This is a genomic window from Lentzea sp. DG1S-22 (genome assembly GCF_036321065.1).
GTDB lineage: Bacteria > Actinomycetota > Actinomycetes > Mycobacteriales > Pseudonocardiaceae > Lentzea > Lentzea jiangxiensis.
The window spans coordinates 4,332,786-4,349,566 of record NZ_CP143276.1 but is presented as its reverse complement, the minus strand read 5'-3'; the positions used below and the strand labels follow the sequence as shown (position 1 = coordinate 4,349,566).

The window sequence follows — 16,781 nt, the reverse complement described above, 5'->3', positions numbered from 1 at the left end:
GTGCAGCTCACCCGAAGTCTCACCCTCACCGACGCCGTCTTCGTCGGGCTCGGCTCGATGATCGGCGCGGGCGTGTTCGCGGTGTTCGCCCCGGCCGCGGCGGCGGCCGGGTCCGCGTTGCTCGTCAGCCTCGTCGTGGCGGGCGTGGTCGCCTGCTGCAACGCGCTGTCGAGCGCCTGGCTCGCGGCCCGCTACCCGCAGTCCGGCGGCACGTACGTCTACGGCCGCGAACGCCTCGGGCGCGTGTGGGGCGACCTGGCCGGCTGGGCGTTCGTTCTCGGCAAGACGGCGTCGTGCGCGGCCATGGCGCTGACGGTCGGCGTGTACGTCGGCGCACCCAAAACCGCTGCGGTGGCGGCGATCGTGGCGCTGACCGTGCTGAACCTGACCGGCGTCCAGAAGTCGGCGCTGGTCACGCGCGTGATCGTGATCGCTGTTCTGCTCGTCCTGGTGCTGACCGCTGTGACGGCACGCGATGCCGTGCAGCCGGCGGAGTTCCTGCCCTCAGGAATCCTTCCCGCCGCCGCGCTGCTCTTCTTCGCGTTCGCCGGCTACGCGCGCATTGCCACTCTCGGAGAGGAAGTTCGAGAACCAGAACGCACGATCCCCCGTGCCGTGGTCATCGCGTTGGCCATCACCTTGGTCGTTTACGCCGTGGTGGCTGTCGTGGCGTTGAACGCGCTGGGCAGTCGTCTGGCCGTGTCGACCCTGGCTGACGTGTCGCCTTCTCTCGCGCCTGTCATCCGCGTCGCCGCTTGCCTGGCCGCCCTCGGTTCGTTGTTGTCGTTGCAACTGGGCGTCAGCCGGACCGCGCTGGCGATGGCGCGCGACCGCAGGCTGCCCGGGTTCCTGGCCGACCTGCGCTGGGCGGAGATCGCGACCGGGCTCGCGGCGATCGGGCTGGTGCTCACCGTCGACGTCACACGGGCGATCGTGTTCAGCTCGTTCTGCGTGCTGCTCTACTACGCGATCGCCAACGCCAGCGCGTGGACGCTCGGTAAGCGGGTCGTGCCCGCCGTTGGGCTGGCAGGGTGCCTGACCCTCGCCGGTGCGGTGCTCTGGCAACTGTGATGTGGCCCAGGTCACCTTTGATCGCGTAACGTGCGTACGGTGAAAGTGGGAACCCCCGCAGAGTCGCGGCCCGCCGAGCGCCGAGTCGCCTGCGTACCGGAAACGGTGTCGTCGCTGGTCGACGCCGGTCTGACCGTGCAAGTCCAGGAGGGCGCCGGGCGACACGCCCACGCCCCCGACGCCGCCTATCGGGCGGCTGGCGCGACCGTGACGCCCGAGGACCCGACACCCGAGTCCGACGTCGTCGTGTCCGTGCAACCGCTGACGCCCGACCAGGCCTCCCGGTTGAAACCGGGCGCCGTCACGATCAGCTTCCTGCAGCCGGGTGCCGAACGGGACCTGCTCGAGGTCTACCGCGAACGCCGGGTCACGTCGTTCAGCTTCGACCTCCTGCCCCGCGTCACCAGGGCCCAGGGCGCGGACGCCCTGTCCTCGCAGGCACTCGTGGCGGGCTACCGGGCCGTCCTGGTCGCCGCCGAACGACTGCCGCGCTTCCTCCCGATGTTCACCACGGCGGCCGGCACGGTGCCCCCGGCGAAGGTGCTGGTGCTGGGCGCGGGCGTCGCGGGCCTGCAGGCCATCGCGACCGCCCGTCGTCTGGGCGCTGTCGTCGAGGCGTACGACGTGCGCAAGGCGGCGGGCGAGGAGGTCCGCAGCCTGGGAGCGAAGTTCCTGGAGCTGGACCTGGAGACCCAGTCGGGCGTCTACGCGTCCGTGCAGTCCGAGGAGTTCCTGGAACGCCAACGAGAGCTCATCGGCGAGCACGTCGCCGCCTCCGACGTCGTGATCACCACCGCCGCCGTTCCCGGCCGCAAGGCCCCGGTCCTCGTCACGACCGACATGCTCAAGGCGATGGCCCCCGGCTCCGTGCTCGTCGACCTGGCCGCGGAGTCCGGCGGCAACTACGCGGGCTCCGTCGCGGGCTCGGAGATCTGGGTCGGCGACGTGCTGGTGCACGGCGCCCAGAACCTCCCGTCGTCGATGCCCGTGCACGCGAGCCGCCTGTACTCGCGCAACGTCGTGAACCTGCTCAAGCTGATGATCGCGGACGGGACGGTGTCGCCGGACCTCACCGACGAGGTGCTCGACGGCTGCTGCCTCACCCACGACGGTCAGATCCGCAAGGAGTTGCCGTGATCGACCTGCTGACGATCTTCGTGCTCGCCGTCTTCGTGGGCTTCGAGGTGGTCTCGAAGGTGTCCACGATCCTGCACACGCCCCTGATGTCCGGCGCGAACGCCATCCACGGCGTGATCCTCGTCGGCGCGATCCTGATCACGGGGTCGGCGGAGAGCACGCTGGAGCTGGTGCTCGGGCTGCTCGCCGTGTTCCTGGCGACGGTCAACGTGGTCGGCGGGTTCGTGGTGACCGACAGGATGCTGGAGATGTTCAAGAATTGACCTTTCCCCTTTGTCGTCAGGGGATTTCTGCTTCGTCACCGACTGCCCGCCCGGAGTGTTCCGTTGAGGTCTTGCACCGGCTCCACAGACCGTTGCCGCCGGCCCGGCGGCCAAAATGTTGCGAGCCGCGTTCACGTCCCGGTCGTGGGTTGCGCCGCAGCCGCACGTCCACGTGCGCACGTGCAGCGGCAACTTCGTCCGGAGCGATCCACAGGCGGAGCACAACTTGGAGGACGGGAACCACCGGTCGATCGCGACGACGGTTCGTCCTCCCCAGTTCGCTTTGTACTCGAGCATTCGGCGGAACTGACGCCAGCCCGCGTCGCTGATGGCGCGGGCAAGGCGCCGGTTGCCGACCATGTTGGAGACCGCCAGGTCCTCGATCACGAGCGTTTGGTTCTCACGCACGAGCCGAGTGGTGATCTTGTGCAGGTGATCGGCACGCCGATCTGCGATTCGGGCGTGCACACGCGCGACGGCCGAACGCGCCTTGAGGTGGTTCTTGCTGCCGTTCTGCTTGCGGGAAAGGGCTCGCTGGGCCTTGGTGAGCGCGAATCTGTCGCGGCGCTCGTGCCGGGGATTCGGAATTTTTTCGCCGGTCGAAAGCACGAGCAGGTGGTCGAGACCGAGGTCGATTCCCACCTCCGCCTCCACAGCGGGCAGTGCCCGCACGAGGGGGGCCTCGCACAACATGGACACGAACCAGCGGCCGGCCGCATCACGGGACACGGTCGCAGACGAGGGGGTGACGCCCGTGGGCAGTGGCCGCGACCAGCGAATGTCCAGAGGTGCCGACATCTTCGCGAGCGTCAAGGACCCTTCACGCCACCGGAATGCCGATCGCGTGTAAACGGCGCTGTCGCGCGACCTCTTCTTCGACTTGAAGCGCGGATGACGTGTTCTCCCGTTCCAGAAGCTCAGGAACGCAGACTGCAGGTGCCGCAACGTCTGTTGCAACGGGACGCACGACACCTCGTTGAGGAAGGCGAGTTCTTCGGTGCGTTTCCACGTCGTCAACATTGCCGACGAGGCGTTGTAGTCGATCCGCTCGCCGCGTTGCGTCCATGCCTCCGTGCGTGCCTGCAGTGCCAGGTTGTAGACCTTGCGGACACAGCCGACCGTTCGCAGCAGCTCGGCGGCCTGACCATCGGTCGGGTAGAAGCGGTACTTGAACCCGCGTTTCACCGATCCGCTCACCCGGCACAACCTAGCGGATTTCACAGGGCTCCCGGTGGGGGTGTCTCCTTGGAGGGCTTCAGATGATCGTCCAGCTGATGTACCTCGTCGCGTCGCTGTGCTTCATCCTGGCGCTGAAAGGCCTGAGCTCGCCCAAGTACGCGCGCTACGGCAACTTCATCGGCGCGTTCGGCATGCTGGTCGGGGTGGTCACCGCCTACGTCCACGGTGTCGTCCACAACGGACTGTGGATCCTGGTCGCCGTCGCGCTCGGCGTGGCCGTGGGCATCCCGGCCGCGCGTTCGGTGAAGATGACCGCCATCCCGCAGATGGTCGCGCTGTTCAACGGGGTCGGTGGCGCCGCGGCGGCCCTCGTCGCACTCGCGGAGTTCTTCGCCGTACCGGACACCACGGTGCTGTTCCGGCTCGCGACCGTGCTGACGGTCCTGATCGGCTCGGTCAGCTTCTCCGGCTCGGTGGTCACGTTCCTCAAGCTCCAGGAGCTGATGACCACGCGCCCGGTGCTCCTGCCGGCCGGGCGGCAGCTCGCGATCGCCGCCGGTGTGTCGTCGGTCGCCCTGTGCGCCCTGACGGTGGCGGTGCCGAACGGGGTGCTGCTGTGGCTGCTGGCGGCGGTGGGACTCGCGCTCGGTGTGCTGTTCGTGCTGCCGGTGGGCGGGGCGGACGTGCCGATCGCGATCTCGTTGCTCAACGCGTTCACCGGTCTGGCCGTGGCGGCGTCCGGGTACGTGCTGGCGAACACGCTGCTGATCGTCGCGGGCACGCTCGTCGGCGCGTCCGGCACCATCCTGACCCGGCTGATGGCGCAGGCGATGGGGCGCTCGCTCACGAACATCCTGTTCGGCGCGTTCAAGGCGACAACCGCCACCGCGCAACAGCAAGAGCAGCGCACGGTCAAGTCCGGCACCGTCGAGGACGTCGCGATCCTGTTGGGGTACGCGAACAACGTGGTCGTGGTGCCGGGGTACGGGCTCGCGGTCGCGCAGGCGCAGCACGCGGTGCGGGAACTCGTGTCGCAGCTGGAGAAGCGCGGAGTCTCCGTGTCGTACGGCATCCACCCCGTCGCGGGGCGCATGCCGGGGCACATGAACGTGCTGCTCGCGGAGGCGGACGTGCCCTACGAGCAGCTCAAGGAGCTCGACGACGTCAACCCCGGCATCACGTCGGTCGACGTGGCCGTGGTGGTCGGCGCGAACGACGTGGTGAACCCCGGCGCGCGGGACGAGCCGACCAGTCCGATCTACGGCATGCCGATCTTCGACGTCGACCGGGCGAAGTCGGTGGTGTTCATGAAGAGGTCGATGCGGCCGGGTTTCGCCGGCGTGGACAACGAGCTGCTCTACAACCCGAAGACGACGCTGCTGTTCGGGGACGCGAAGGACTCGCTCACGAAGCTCCTGGCGGCGGTGAAGCAGCTCTAGCCAGCAGGTCCGTCACGTCGGCGGCGGGCACGGCGGGCAGCAGGCCGATCACGCCGTCCGCGCCGGCGGACCTCCAGTGCTCGGCGTCGTCGAGGGTGTGGACCTCGTCGACGCCGAACCGCACGCCGAAGCTGTGCACCGTCGCGATCAGGTCGCGCATCGCCTGCCGCAGCGGGGAACCCGGGGCGGGGGCGGGCGCCCGGGTGATCACCGAGCGAACGGGCACCTCGGTCAGCACGGCGAGCTCGTCGTGCCCGCCGCGGAACCCGTCCAGCGCCGTCACGATGCCGCTGTCGTGCAGCACCACCGCGTTGTCGTCGCCGGCGAGCACCGAGGAGATGTCCAGGGCGATGCGCAGCCGTTCGGCGGGCAGGCCCGTCTCGTCGAGCGCTCGCTTGACGTCGGCGACCAGGTCCTCGTCGCGGGACTGCAGGGCACCCAGGGCTATGTGCAGCACAGGTGCGCTGTCGCCGAACTCCCCGGCCCAGCGCGCGGCCTGGGCGCACGCCTCCCGGAGCAGCCACCGGCCGATCGGCAGCGACAGGCCCGTCGAGTCCGCCAGCGCCATCAGGTCGTTGTGGCTCAGGTCGTCCCAGTGCAGGCGGGCGACGGCGCCGAGGACCTCGCGGGTCTCCAGGTCGTGCACCGGCGCGTAGACGATCTCGATCTCGCCGTGCTCCCAGGCGCCCGGCATGGACGAGGCCAGCGCGTACTTGCCGCGGCGGCGCGCGTCGTCGTGCGGGTCGTGCAGCGCCCATTGCCGCTTGCCGCGTGCTTTCGCCTGGCGCAGCGCGGCGTTGGCGCACCTCATCAGTTCGGAGGCCGTGACGAACGCCGGTGGCCGGTCGACGACGCCGATGCTGGCGGACAGCGCGATGCCGTGGTCGTCCACGAACGTCGCTTCGCCGAGGACGTCCTGGATCTCCACGATGGTCGAGGTGACGTTGTCCGCCACCGCGACCAACGCGAACTCGTCGCCGCCGATCCGCGCCAGCACCGCCTTCTTCTCCTGGGCGAGCTTGGTCAGGCGGCGCGCGACGATCTTGAGCAGCTTGTCGCCGGTGTCGTGGCCGAGGCCGTTGTTGACGACCGAGAACGCGTCGAGCCCCAGGTGGTACAGGGTGATCGGGGTGCCGTCGAGCTGCCGTTCGAGCTGCGAGACGAAGTGCTGGCGGTTCGACAGCCCGGTGAGCGAGTCGTGCAGCAGCTGGTGGTCCAGGTTGCGCTGCAACAGGTGCAGCTCGCTGATGTCCTCGACCATCGTCACGTGGTGCGTCGGGTCGCCGTCCGCGTCGCGCAGCACCGAGACCACGAGGTGCACCCACACCGGCTCGCCGTCCGCGCGGATCAGCTTGCGCTGGTCGCGGAACCTGTCGAGGTGGCCCTCACTCACCTTCCGGTACGAGGCGCCCAGGGCGGCCAGGTCCTCGGGGTGGTAGAAGTCGCGCAGGTCGCGGTCGGTGAGGTCGGCGCCGGACCGCAGGCCCACGATCTCGGCGAGCGTGTCGTTCGCCTCGACGCACCGGCCGGTGAGGTCGGTGATCACGATGCCGAGCGCGGCGGAGTCGAACACCTCCCGGAACCGCGCCTGGCTGACCTTGAGCGTGCGCTCGACCCGTTGCTTGGCGCGCACGATCGCGACTTTGATCTGCTCCTGCTGGTCGAACGCGTCCATCCGCATGGCCTGTGCGTACGCGGAGCTCAACCGGGCGAGCAGCGGCAGGTCGAAGGTGGGGGAAAGGACCTCGATCGTGGTGCGCAACGAGTCCGGACCGGTTGCGTGCAGTGACACCAATCGATCGGCTACCGATTCAGGTGACTCCGGAAGTTGCACGAGCGCGTCGAGCAGTGCCTGCTCGATCTCGGCGTGGGACAGCGGGATGTACGCGGTGGACGTCAGCGCGTGCATCCAGCGGGCGGCGAGCTCCGGAAGTTCCATCTGTGTGCAGAGCGTACGGATTCGCCGTCCCGCGGCCAACAACGACAGGCGCTCTACGGCTTGCGCCCCACGGCCCCGTAGATGCCCGCCTTGTCCGGATCGTCGGTGTTCGCGCCCTCCGGCCGCCACAGCGGCAGCGGCACGATGCCGGGCTCGGCCAGCTCGAACCCGTCGAAGAACCCCTCGACCTCGGTCCTGGTGCGGGGGAAGATCGGGTTCTGGCTCTTCTCCATCACCTCGACGATCCCGGCCATCTCCGCGGGCTGCAGGTCCTGCGTGAAGTGGGAGAACGCCAGGTAGCTGCCCGCCGGCACGGCGTCCCGGTAGGCCGCTACGACCGACGCGGGGTCCGCCTCCGCCGGCACGAAGTGGAAGACGCCCACCGTCAGCACCCCGACGGGCTGCGCGAAGTCGATCAGACCGCTCGCCTCGGCCGCCTTCAGCACGGCCTCGGGCCTCGTCATGTCCTCCTGGATGACCGCCGCGCGCGGGTCGTTCTCCAGGATGAGCTGGCTGTGCGCGACCGCGACCTCCTCGAAGTCCACGTACACGACGCGGGAGGAGGGGTCGGACTTCTGCGCGATCTCGTGCACGTTGCCGACCGTCGGGATGCCCGAGCCGAGGTCGAGGAACTGGCGGATGCCGTTGTCCATCATGAAGAGCACGGCGCGGCGCAGGAACGCCCTGTTCAGCCGCGCGATCGTCCGCGCGTTCGGCTGGGCGCGCAGGAACTTCTCCGCCAGCGCCCTGTCCGCGGCGAAGTTGTGCCCGCCCCCGAGCAGGTAGTCGTACAGGCGAGCCGCACTCGGCTTGCCGGTGTCGACGCCTTCCGGAACCCAGCTCACCCGTTCGAACATGGGGAGCAGCCTACTGAGGCGCGAGCCGGGGACGGCAGTGGAGGAGCCCGTTCGGAGCAGCGGAACCGCTGCTCTCATTGGAGAGCGTGGACCAGCAGCGTCGCCACGGCGACACCCAGCGCGGTGCCGAGCCCGCGCGCGACGTTGACGAGCCCGCTGCCGACGCCGGCCGACCCCTCCGGCAACGCGCCCATGACGCGCTTGGTGCACGCCGGCGCGATGATCCCGAGCCCGATGCCCGCCACGACGAGCTGGACCACCTGCGGCACGGGCAAAAGCAGCGCGACGGCCGCGATCAGCGCCCCGACCCGGATGCCCGGCTTGCTGAGCAACGTCGCGGCCAGCGCGAACCCGAGCGGCAGCGCGGCGACCGTGAGTCCTATCTGTGCCAACGGTCGTTGCATGGTGAACGGCAGCAACGTCATCGGCGCGAACAACGCCGCATAGGTGAGCAGGACGCCCACCAGCCCCGGCACGACCCTCCAGCTCGGCTTCCCCTTGTCCCGCACCGTTTTCGTGCGCGGCAACAGGTAGTGGCCCGCGACCACGGCGACGACCCCGATCGGCACGTTGATCGCGAACACCGCCTGCCAGCCGTGGTGCTCCGTCAGGTACCCGCCGAGCAACGGCCCCGCCGCCAGCCCCGCCGCCTGCGCCGCGGCTTGGACGCCGAGCGCCTTGCGCCGCTGCTCGGGCGCGACCGCCGTGGTGACGAGCGCGACGCTGTTCGCCTGCAGCATCGCCGCCCCCACGCCCTGCGCGACCCGCGCCGCGATGAGCGCGTCGAACCCCGGCGCGTAGACGCACGCGATCGACGCCCCGGTGAACAACGCGAAGCCGTAGATGTAGACGATCTTGCGCCCCACGCGGTCCGCGATCCTGCCCATTGGGACGAGCAGCGCCACGAGCGTGATCAGGTAGCTGAGCGAGATCCACTCGGGATCGGCGTGGAAGTGCGCGGCCATCGCGGGGAACGCCAGCGTGACGATCGAGGCGTCGAGCTGCCCCATGAAAGCCCCGAAGCACACGGTCGCGATGACCAGCCAGGGCGCGTACGACCGGCGCGCGATCCACGCCGGTCTGGGGGACTCGGTGACGAACCAGTTCATCGTAACCAGATTATATCTGATACCGAGGTATAAGCGTGGGTTCAGTAAGATTTCCGCATGTCAGACGAAGCCCGCACGCTCACCGACGTCGTCACCCGCCTGCGCCGGGCGTTGCGGACGAGCATCCGGGCCGACTGGCCGTGGGAATCGCTGCCGATGGCGCAGGTAGAGCTGCTGCAGACCCTCGCGGAACGTCCCCCGATGAAGGTCGGCGACCTCGCCGCGGCCCTCCGCCTGGCCCCCAACACGGTCTCGGGCCTGGTGTCCCAACTGATCGACTCGGGCCTCGTCGTGCGCGGTGGAGACCCCAGGGACAGGCGGGTAGCACGGCTATCCGTCTCACCCCGTGGACACGAACAGCTGCTCGTCTGGCAGCGCGAGCACGAGAAGCGGATCGGCGCCGCGCTGGGCAAGCTGGAGTCCTCGGAGCGGGAGGACGTGGTGCGCGCCCTGAAGGCCTTGGACCACCTGGTGGAGCACCTTGCCGAACCCACCGCCTGACCGGCCTCTCGCGTTCGTCTCGCTGGTGTCGCTGGGTGGCGGGCTGGGCGGCGTGGCGCGCTACGGCCTGTCGGTTCTGGTGCCCGGCGCCTGGGGGTTGTTCCTGATCAACGTGCTGGGGTCGTTCTTGATCGGCGTCCTGATGGGGCTGGTGCCCCGGCCGTTGGTGCGCGCGTTCTTCGGCGTCGGGCTGTTGGGCGGGTTCACGACGTTCTCGTCGTACGCCGTCTCGTGGTCGTGGGCGCTCCTGGCTACGCCGGTTTGTGCTGTGGCGGCGGCGTTCCTCGGGTTGCGGGTGACCCGGTGACCTTGCTGGCCGTGTTCCTCGGCGCCGCTTTGGGAGCGCCCTGCCGGTACCTGGTGGACCGGTTCGTGTCGGGGCGGCACTCGTCGGGCTTCCCCTGGGGGACGTTGACCGTGAACGTCCTCGGGTGCTTCCTGATCGGGTTCTTCGTCGGGACGGCCTGGATGCCGTTGCTCGGGGTCGGGTTCTGCGGCGGGCTCACCACGTATTCGACGTTCAGCTACGAGACGGTGAAGTTGCTGGAGGCCGGGAAGTACCGGCCGGCGCTGCTGAACGTGGTGGTCAGCGTTGCCCTGGGAGTGGGTGCCGCGGCTCTGGGTCTGGCGCTAGCACGCTGATCTCACCGGACTCCCAGCGAGCCAGGAACTCGCGGAACTGCGGCGTGCTCTCACCATTCCAAGACAGCGGCAGATTCCTGTGGTCTTTGATGACTTCGCACCTCATTCCAAGGCGGGCAAGTGGAGAGGTCGTCCGTGGCAGCGCTCGCGGCCATTGCGCCGGGTAGTTCTCCGGAGGCGGCGAGGCGGGCGGAGAGCTGGTCGCTCACTTCCAGCACGCGCGTGCTATCGCGGATTCGATGCGCGCAACGGAGCCTCCTCAGCGCTCGAAGACGGAGAACTCGCGTTGCGTCCAGTCGAACAGCAGGTCCTCGACCGCGTACGACACGCCTTCCCGCCGCAGTTCGAACAACGGGAACTCGCCGCGGGGAGCGCTGATGCGGCTGAAGGCCAGGTCGTGCAGAAGAATGGTCGGGTCGAACGGCAAGGCCTGCGAGAAGTCCGTGGAGGCCTCCAGGTAGGGCAGGCACAGGAGGAGTTCGAAGTCTATGCCGACAGTTCCGCCGAGCGACATCCTCGGCATGGTCGACGGATCGTAGTCGCGTGCCCAGCGTTCGTGTTCGATCCACGGCTCACGACCCATGCCCGCGATCCGCTCCACCGTGAAGACGTCGTGTCCGGTGTTGTTCGGGGACAGGAGAGCCATTGCGGGCGCTGGAACCGTCGCACCCAGGAAGTTCTGATGCTCGAACAACGCTCGAGGCCCGCGAGCGTTCACGAGTGCGGCGAGAACGGTCATGCTGTCCAGATCAGGAAGCCACGGCGAACGCGCTCTGATAATCGGGCTGTGCAGGTAAATCTCGTGCACGGCCGAGCGGAGATCCGCCTCCAGCAATCCGCAGCCCAACAGACATTTGACGGTGTAGGCGACCGCCTGCGCGTCGCCCTCGCACAACCGGCCGAGTTCCTCGACCAGGGCGCGGTGCACCATGGGGATGTTCGCGGGCAGGCTTTCCCGCAGGCACGTGCGCAACGGGAGATCCGCGGGTATCGGTTCGGTGACGGGGAAGTAGGTCACCCGCCGGTTCGAGCCGGTGACGATCACGTCGCTCAAACAGCCTCGGGTGATCTCCCGGACCACGGGTGGCCGAGGTGTGAGGTGGCGCAACGCGCTCGCGGCGAACCCCGTCTGGCGTTCGCCCAATGCCAGCGCCAACACTTCGTCGGCGCCATCGTCGACGTTGCGGTCGTGCAGTTGCAGGGCGATTCCGGAGACCGCGTCCCACGCACCCTCCGCGACGTTGGGGCCCAGCACTTCCCACAACGCCGACGATGTCGTGTGCTTGCGGGCCAGGTGCTCCGCGGCGAAGTACTCCATGAACGTTCTGTGGGTGAAGCCGAACAACGGCTCGTGCCGATCAGCCCCCAGATCCGTCAGGATCCAGGCGCGACCTGTGCAGAACTCGGTGAACTGCTCGGCGGCACCGGCCGCGTCGTCGGGGTCGAAGGACTTGGACTCGAGGTAGGCGGCCAGCACTCGCACGATTCGGCTGCGTGGCAGTGCTCTACCGGACTCAGGTGCGGTGAACTGGTACCAGGCGAGGTGTTGTACGGCTCCGCGCAGTCTGCCCTGGAACTGCACCGGCAAAGCTATGCCGCGCATGGAGTCCCAGCGGTCGAAGAGCATCACGGCGCAGCGTTCGTAGACCTGGGCGAGGTTGCGCGGCAGGTAGTGCTCACTGGAGTACATGGCGCACAGAAGAGCCAGCAGCAACGGATTGCGGCGCAGCTCCTCCACAGCACCGCTCTCGCGCAAGAACGCACCGGCCAGTTCGGCTCGTTCGTGCGAGGGCGTTGCGGCGTCGAGCGCGAACCAGCGGGTTGCGTAGTCCTTCACCTGTGAGAGGTCGAAGTCGTCGACGGTGCCCTTGTTGAACAGCGACTCGCTCAGTGGCGCTTCCAGATAACCGACCTTGCGCGCGGTCACGACGATCGGCGTCAGCGGGTACTGGTGCGTGAAGCCCTCGATCAGCCTGACCACACGACGCCGCAGTTCGGGGTCGACGAGCTCGTCCAACCCGTCGAGGATGACTACGGCACGCCCGTTGCGCAGCAAGTATTCCACTGCATCGCGTGGGGGAGTGAGGTTGTAGGGATCGCCGCAGATGTGTTCCAGATACTTCAGCAGCTCACGGCCGCCTTCGCGAAACCATGACGTGAAGTCGCGTAGCACCAGCAGGAACGGGACGCGGTCACCGTCGGAAAGCGCGACGTCGTGGGCGAGCTTCGCGGCCAGCGTGGACTTTCCGGCGCCGGGACCACCGAGAAGCACTGTGCGGCGGCCCGGGAGGACCAGATCGCCGATCGCGATCGACGGGCTGAGAGTCGGGCGCACGTACAACTCGTCGTACGGCACCGAGCGGCTGACCCCGATGTGGGGTAATCGCATTTCGCCGTGCATAGCCGCGACCCGAGCACGGAGTTGGCCGGCGTACGCGTGCAGGTCGTCCAGCGAAGGCGCGCGCCGCAACAGCAATCTGTTGTTCGTCGCGGCGTTCGCCAGGTGTGCCACGGCCACCGCTGTCGGTGTGTCGAGGTCGTTGGCGCGCAACGTTGCCTCGGCGGCCAGCGCGTTCAGCACCGCTTTGGGATCGGTGGAGGCACCGGAGTGGCGCAGACCTTGGACGATCTGCTCTCGCAGATCGGATGCCAGGCCAGGGTCGAGAGCACCTCGCATCGCACGCCAGAGCACGACCTGGCGTGCCACCTCGGCGAAGTCCGGTGATTCGAGGTACCCCAGCAGCACCGGATCGACATCCGGCGGCGGAGGTGGGATGAGCTGGCAGAGCCTGGAGGCGAGCTGGTTGCTGACGGACACCACGATGCGGCCGACCGCCGCGTCCACGCTCGCCACCCAGGGCCTCCCACCGTTCGCTAGGAAACGTCCTTCAGCCGGGATAGCACATCCGGCAGCGTTCCGGTGTGCACGACGCCGAGTCGTTGCGTGGCGCGGGTGAGGGCGACGTAGAGGTCCGACGCCCCCCGGGGCGACTCGGCGAGGATGCCCTCCGGGTCGACCACGACCACCGAGTCGAACTCCAGGCCCTTCGCGTCGGTCACGCCGAGCACGACGACCTGCGCCTGCTCCAGCTCGTTGCCCACCGAGGAGGCGGGCACCGCGTCGACGACGGCCGCTCCGACGGACGGGAGCAGGGCGGCCGGCACGATCACCGCGATCTTGCCGTCGCCGACGGCGGTGACCTCGCCGGAGATCAGGGCCGGCAGTTCGGCGGTGAACGACGACACGCGGGAGACCCAAGGCGCCACACCGGTTTCGCGCACCGACGTCGGTGGCACGAGGGACGCGTCCACGGAGGCGAGCACGTCCGCGGCCACCTCCATGATCTCGGCCGGCGTGCGGTAGTTGACCGTCAGCTCCGTCAGGCGCCAGCGGTTCTGCACGTACGGCGACAGCACGGTGCCCCACGAGGTGGCGCCGCCGATGTCGCCGGTCTGCGCGATGTCGCCGACGACCGTCATGGACTTGCTGGGGCAGCGGCGCATCAGCGTGCGCCACGCCATCGCCGAGAGCTCCTGGGCCTCGTCGACGATGATGTGGCCGAACGTCCAGGTGCGGTCGGCCGCGGCGCGTTCCGCCGCGGTCTCGTAGCGGTCGACGCCGTGGCGCTGGGCCAGGCTGTACGCGTCCATCAGGTCCGAGGCCATCAGGAGGTCCGGGTCCGCGTCGTCCTCCAGGTCGAGGATGTCGAGGACGCCCTGCGCGTACTCGATGGCCTGGCGGCGCTGGCGTTCGGCGCGGGCCTTGGCCTCCGTGTCGTCCTCGCCGAGGAGCTCCGCGGCCTCGTCGAGCAGCGGGACGTCCGCGGGCGTCCAGTCGTCCGACGAGCGCTGCAGCAGGTCGCGTTCCTCGCGGGTGAACTTCGACATCGCGCGGTTGCGGCGCTTCGGGTTCCGGTAGAGCTCCGAGAGCAGCGAGAAGGGCGTCAGCACCGGCCACAGCGACGAGATCGCGGCCTGCACCTCGTCGGACTCGCGCAGCTCGCGGCGGATGTCGTCCACGTCCGCCTTGTCGAGCAGGTGGCCGCCGAGGCGGGAGACGACCATGCCGGCCAGCGTCGAGATGATCTCGCGGGCGAACGTGCGGCGGGCCTCGTTGTGCGGGCGGCGGGTCCGGCGCGCCCTGCCCCGCGCGTCGGAGATCGCGCGCCGGTCCAGGCGCAGCACGTCGTTGTCGAAGCGGACCTCGACGAACGGCGGCGCTTCCTGGCGGTCGCGCACGGCCGCGGCGATCACGTCGGCCATCTGGACGCGGCCCTTGATCGCGGCCACCTCGGCGGGCTCGCGGCCGGTGGCGGTCAGTCCCGGGTACAGCTCGCCGACCGTGGACAGCAGCACGCCCGTCTCACCCAGCGACGGGAGCACCTGGCTGATGTAGCGCAGGAACGTCGTGTTCGGGCCGACGACGAGCACGCCGCGCTTCGCGAGCTGGCGGCGGTGCGTGTAGAGCAGGTACGCGGCGCGGTGCAGGGCCACCGCGGTCTTGCCGGTGCCCGGTCCGCCCTGCACGACGACGACGCCGTTGAGCTCCGAGCGGATGATGATGTCCTGCTCGGCCTGGATCGTCGCGACGATGTCGCTCATCTGGCCGGTGCGGGAGGCGTTCAGCGCGGCCAGCAGCGTTGCCTCGCCGGTCAGGCCGTCGTTGCGCGACGGCTCGACCGAGTTGATGTCGAGCACCTCGTCGTCGAGGCCGATGACCTTGCGCGAGCGGGTCCGCAGGTGCCTGCGCCGCCGGACGCCGTCGGGGGAGGCCGCGGTGGCGAGGTAGAACGGCCGGGCCGCGGGGGCCCGCCAGTCCATCAGCAGCGGCTCGTATTCCTTGTCCTCGTCGAAGAGACCGATTCGGCCGATGTAGAAGCGGTCACCGTTGTGGAAATCGAGCCTGCCGAACGCGAGGCCGTTCTCGACCGCGCTGTACTGAGCCAATTGATCGGTGTACATCGCGACGGACGTGTCGCGCTCGGACCGCATCTGGTGCGTGCCGCCGGTTTGTCGCAACGATTGTGCGAGGCGTTTCGACGTCTGTTCGCGGAGGTCGTCGAGCCGGCCGTACAACATGGCCACGTATTCCTGCTCCGGCTCCATTTCGGCGAGCCGGAGGTCATCGGAGGGGCTTGACAACTTGCCTCATTTCTCGATATCATGCGTCGTCGGATTTTATCCGATTCGCCTCGTCCTGCCCGCGCCGGGTTCGCGTGAGCGCAGATCGTCTAATCTACACGCCTATCGGCGTGGTGCAGGTACGCCTTCCGCAGCAGTGTGGCCAACGTATCGCGCTCGTGCGGTGTCAACGGCGCCAGCAACTCGTCCTCGTGCGCCCGCGCCGCCTCCAGGCGTTCGCGCAGGGCCCGCCTGCCCCCGTCGGTGATCGACACGGCGAACCGCCGCCGGTCCTTCTCGTCCCGCCTGCGGCGGGCGAACCCGAGGCCCTCCAGGTCGTCGAGCACGGACACGAGGTCGCTCGGGTCCATCCGCACCCGGTCGCTGATCCGCTTCTGCGCCACGGCTTCCTGCTCGGACAGGTACGCGAGCACGGTCAGGTGGGGCCCGCGGAGGTCCGCGCGCCCGATCCGGCGTGCTTCCCGCACCAGTCCGAGCATCAGGTAGCTGGGAAGACGCAGGAGCTGATCAAGGCTCATGTCCTCCAGTCTAAGAAAGATCCATCCCCCTATCGTGGATAGCGCTGCGTGAGGAACGCGCCCGGACGAGGGCCGACAGGGTGAGCGAAGGGGTGACGTTTCTCCGCGGAGCACCTGGGAGCGGCAAGGTGGGGGTATGACGCGTGCGGAGATCGTCCGGCTCGCCCGCTGTGTGGTGCGCCGGCCCCGGTGGCAACTCGTCGTCGCGGTGCTGCTCTCCGCGTGGACACTCGCCTGGGTCCTCGGCCAGCTCGCCGACGACCCCCTGCGCCCGCTCGACGTGCTCGCCTGGACCGGCATCCCCCTCGATTCGGCTTCCCTATGGGCCCGCGAACGCGTCGACGTCCTCGTCTGGCTCGCGACGCTCGGCGGGCTGAGCTGGGCCGCCACCACCGAGCAGGGTCAGCTGCCCGCCCTCACCGGGTGGTTCGCGGTCCTGGTGGCGGGCGAGGCGGCGGGGTACGAGCCCGCGGTCCAGCGGGCGATGCTCAGCATGGTCGTCTTCCTGGCCGTCCTCGCGGCCGTCTCCGTCACGGGCCGGCGGGCCTTCGTCGTCGACCGCGTCGCCGTCATGCCGAAGGACGTCGCCCGGGCCGGGATCACGGCCGCGGTGCTGACCGCGGTGGTCCCGCTCATCGCCCCCGGCCTGGCCATCACGCGCCTGGTCAGCCCTTATGTGACGAAACCGCCGCGTCGGCTGAGGCGGGTTGAGGCCCCGCTGCTGCGGGAAACCGGATGAGATGAGCGACTACCTGCCCCCACCCGCGCCCCCGCGCAGCGCGCTGACCTTGCGGTTGTGGCTGGCCGGGTTCGGTCTCGTGTTCAACTCGGTGGCCGGGTGGCTGGCGCTGCGAGCTGACCTCGTCTGGCTCGCCGTGGTGCTTTTGCTACTCGCGGTCGTTTGCGTCGTGGACTTCTTCTGGGTCCTCCGCCGCAAACGCCGCGGGGAGCCGGGCTGAAAGTCGTCGCCAAGCTGTGCTTGGG

Annotated in this window: 15 protein-coding genes and 1 pseudogene; 9 read left to right on the top strand and 7 right to left on the bottom strand. The window is 69.0% G+C overall.

Annotation, left to right across the window (positions count from 1 at the left end):
• Genes V1227_RS19725 through V1227_RS19715 form a run of 3 tightly spaced genes read left to right on the top strand, consistent with a single transcriptional unit; the run spans nt 1 to nt 2,471 of the window.
• Nucleotides 1-1,071 (top strand): APC family permease, encoded by a 1,071-nt coding sequence (locus V1227_RS19725; protein ID WP_329787087.1) that lies wholly within the window; start codon nt 1-3, stop codon nt 1,069-1,071.
• A 39-nt stretch (nt 1,072-1,110) separates the two neighbouring features.
• Nucleotides 1,111-2,208 carry an NAD(P) transhydrogenase subunit alpha gene (locus V1227_RS19720; RefSeq protein WP_329787086.1) on the top strand — a complete coding sequence of 366 codons (1,098 nt, stop codon included), beginning with the start codon at nt 1,111-1,113 and terminating at the stop codon, nt 2,206-2,208.
• Nucleotides 2,166-2,471 carry an NAD(P) transhydrogenase subunit alpha gene (locus V1227_RS19715; protein WP_442916542.1) on the top strand — a complete coding sequence of 102 codons (306 nt, stop codon included), beginning with the start codon at nt 2,166-2,168 and terminating at the stop codon, nt 2,469-2,471. Before V1227_RS19720 ends, V1227_RS19715 begins: the two co-directional genes overlap by 43 nt.
• A gap of 120 nt (nt 2,472-2,591) precedes the next feature.
• Here V1227_RS19715 and V1227_RS19710 read toward each other — a convergent pair.
• Nucleotides 2,592-3,656, bottom strand: a pseudogene (locus V1227_RS19710) (RNA-guided endonuclease InsQ/TnpB family protein); the annotation flags it as partial.
• A gap of 74 nt (nt 3,657-3,730) precedes the next feature.
• On the opposite strand from V1227_RS19710, the gene V1227_RS19705 reads away from it, so the two are divergent.
• Entirely contained in the window at nt 3,731-5,089 is a 1,359-nt protein-coding gene (locus tag V1227_RS19705; RefSeq protein WP_329787085.1) for an NAD(P)(+) transhydrogenase (Re/Si-specific) subunit beta, read from the top strand.
• Here V1227_RS19705 and V1227_RS19700 read toward each other — a convergent pair.
• The 3 genes from V1227_RS19700 to V1227_RS19690 form a co-directional block, all read right to left on the bottom strand.
• On the bottom strand, nt 5,055-7,028 hold the full coding sequence (locus V1227_RS19700; protein ID WP_329787084.1) for a diguanylate cyclase domain-containing protein: 1,974 nt from the start codon (nt 7,026-7,028) through the stop codon (nt 5,055-5,057). The genes V1227_RS19705 and V1227_RS19700 overlap by 35 nt on opposite strands.
• Before the next feature lie 53 nt (nt 7,029-7,081).
• The gene (locus V1227_RS19695; protein WP_329787083.1) at nt 7,082-7,885 is read right to left on the bottom strand and encodes an SAM-dependent methyltransferase; all 804 of its coding nucleotides are present in this window, start codon (nt 7,883-7,885) and stop codon (nt 7,082-7,084) included.
• A 74-nt stretch (nt 7,886-7,959) separates the two neighbouring features.
• Nucleotides 7,960-8,994: an MFS transporter gene (locus V1227_RS19690; protein WP_329787082.1), complete on the bottom strand. Its 1,035-nt coding sequence runs from the start codon at nt 8,992-8,994 to the stop codon at nt 7,960-7,962.
• Between the two features lie 57 nt (nt 8,995-9,051).
• On the opposite strand from V1227_RS19690, the gene V1227_RS19685 reads away from it, so the two are divergent.
• The 3 genes from V1227_RS19685 to crcB are packed head-to-tail and all read left to right on the top strand — an operon-like array spanning nt 9,052 to nt 10,137.
• Nucleotides 9,052-9,495 carry a MarR family winged helix-turn-helix transcriptional regulator gene (locus V1227_RS19685; protein WP_090100601.1) on the top strand — a complete coding sequence of 148 codons (444 nt, stop codon included), beginning with the start codon at nt 9,052-9,054 and terminating at the stop codon, nt 9,493-9,495.
• On the top strand, nt 9,476-9,802 hold the full coding sequence (locus V1227_RS19680; protein WP_329787081.1) for a fluoride efflux transporter FluC: 327 nt from the start codon (nt 9,476-9,478) through the stop codon (nt 9,800-9,802). The genes V1227_RS19685 and V1227_RS19680 overlap by 20 nt, the downstream gene beginning before the upstream one ends.
• Entirely contained in the window at nt 9,799-10,137 is a 339-nt protein-coding gene (gene crcB, locus V1227_RS19675) for a fluoride efflux transporter CrcB (protein ID WP_329787080.1), read from the top strand. The genes V1227_RS19680 and crcB overlap by 4 nt, the downstream gene beginning before the upstream one ends.
• A gap of 259 nt (nt 10,138-10,396) precedes the next feature.
• Here crcB and V1227_RS19670 read toward each other — a convergent pair whose 3' ends face one another.
• The 3 genes from V1227_RS19670 to V1227_RS19660 all read right to left on the bottom strand — a co-directional run bounded on the left by V1227_RS19670 (nt 10,397) and on the right by V1227_RS19660 (nt 15,797).
• A complete protein-coding gene (locus V1227_RS19670) occupies nt 10,397-12,982 on the bottom strand; it encodes an NACHT domain-containing protein (protein WP_329787079.1) in 2,586 nt (861 codons plus the stop codon).
• Between the two features lie 29 nt (nt 12,983-13,011).
• Nucleotides 13,012-15,243 (bottom strand): HelD family protein, encoded by a 2,232-nt coding sequence (locus V1227_RS19665; protein ID WP_329794063.1) that lies wholly within the window; start codon nt 15,241-15,243, stop codon nt 13,012-13,014.
• A gap of 125 nt (nt 15,244-15,368) precedes the next feature.
• Nucleotides 15,369-15,797, bottom strand: a complete 429-nt coding sequence (locus tag V1227_RS19660) for a MarR family winged helix-turn-helix transcriptional regulator (RefSeq protein ID WP_329787078.1) — start codon at nt 15,795-15,797, stop codon at nt 15,369-15,371.
• Nucleotides 15,798-15,933: 136 nt separating this feature from the next.
• Between V1227_RS19660 and V1227_RS19655 the strand changes: the two genes are divergently transcribed.
• Together V1227_RS19655 and V1227_RS19650 are read left to right on the top strand one after the other, a co-directional pair.
• The gene (locus tag V1227_RS19655; protein ID WP_236223648.1) at nt 15,934-16,536 is read left to right on the top strand and encodes a hypothetical protein; all 603 of its coding nucleotides are present in this window, start codon (nt 15,934-15,936) and stop codon (nt 16,534-16,536) included.
• Nucleotide 16,537: 1 nt separating this feature from the next.
• Complete coding sequence (locus V1227_RS19650) at nt 16,538-16,756, top strand: DUF6343 family protein (RefSeq protein WP_329787077.1); 219 nt, start codon at nt 16,538-16,540, stop codon at nt 16,754-16,756.
• Nucleotides 16,757-16,781: the final 25 nt, after the last annotated feature.

What these genes read in the sequence shown, in the direction of transcription:
- V1227_RS19705 (WP_329787085.1), top strand. Translation starts at nt 3,731, where the DNA reads ATGATCGTCCAGCTGATGTACCTCGTCGCGTCGCTGTGCTTCATCCTG.
- V1227_RS19700 (WP_329787084.1), bottom strand. Translation starts at nt 7,028, where the DNA reads ATGGAACTTCCGGAGCTCGCCGCCCGCTGGATGCACGCGCTGACGTCC.
- V1227_RS19695 (WP_329787083.1), bottom strand. Translation starts at nt 7,885, where the DNA reads ATGTTCGAACGGGTGAGCTGGGTTCCGGAAGGCGTCGACACCGGCAAG.
- V1227_RS19690 (WP_329787082.1), bottom strand. Translation starts at nt 8,994, where the DNA reads ATGAACTGGTTCGTCACCGAGTCCCCCAGACCGGCGTGGATCGCGCGC.
- V1227_RS19685 (WP_090100601.1), top strand. Translation starts at nt 9,052, where the DNA reads ATGTCAGACGAAGCCCGCACGCTCACCGACGTCGTCACCCGCCTGCGC.
- V1227_RS19665 (WP_329794063.1), bottom strand. Translation starts at nt 15,243, where the DNA reads ATGGAGCCGGAGCAGGAATACGTGGCCATGTTGTACGGCCGGCTCGAC.
- V1227_RS19660 (WP_329787078.1), bottom strand. Translation starts at nt 15,797, where the DNA reads ATGAGCCTTGATCAGCTCCTGCGTCTTCCCAGCTACCTGATGCTCGGA.
- V1227_RS19655 (WP_236223648.1), top strand. Translation starts at nt 15,934, where the DNA reads ATGACGCGTGCGGAGATCGTCCGGCTCGCCCGCTGTGTGGTGCGCCGG.
- V1227_RS19650 (WP_329787077.1), top strand. Translation starts at nt 16,538, where the DNA reads ATGAGCGACTACCTGCCCCCACCCGCGCCCCCGCGCAGCGCGCTGACC.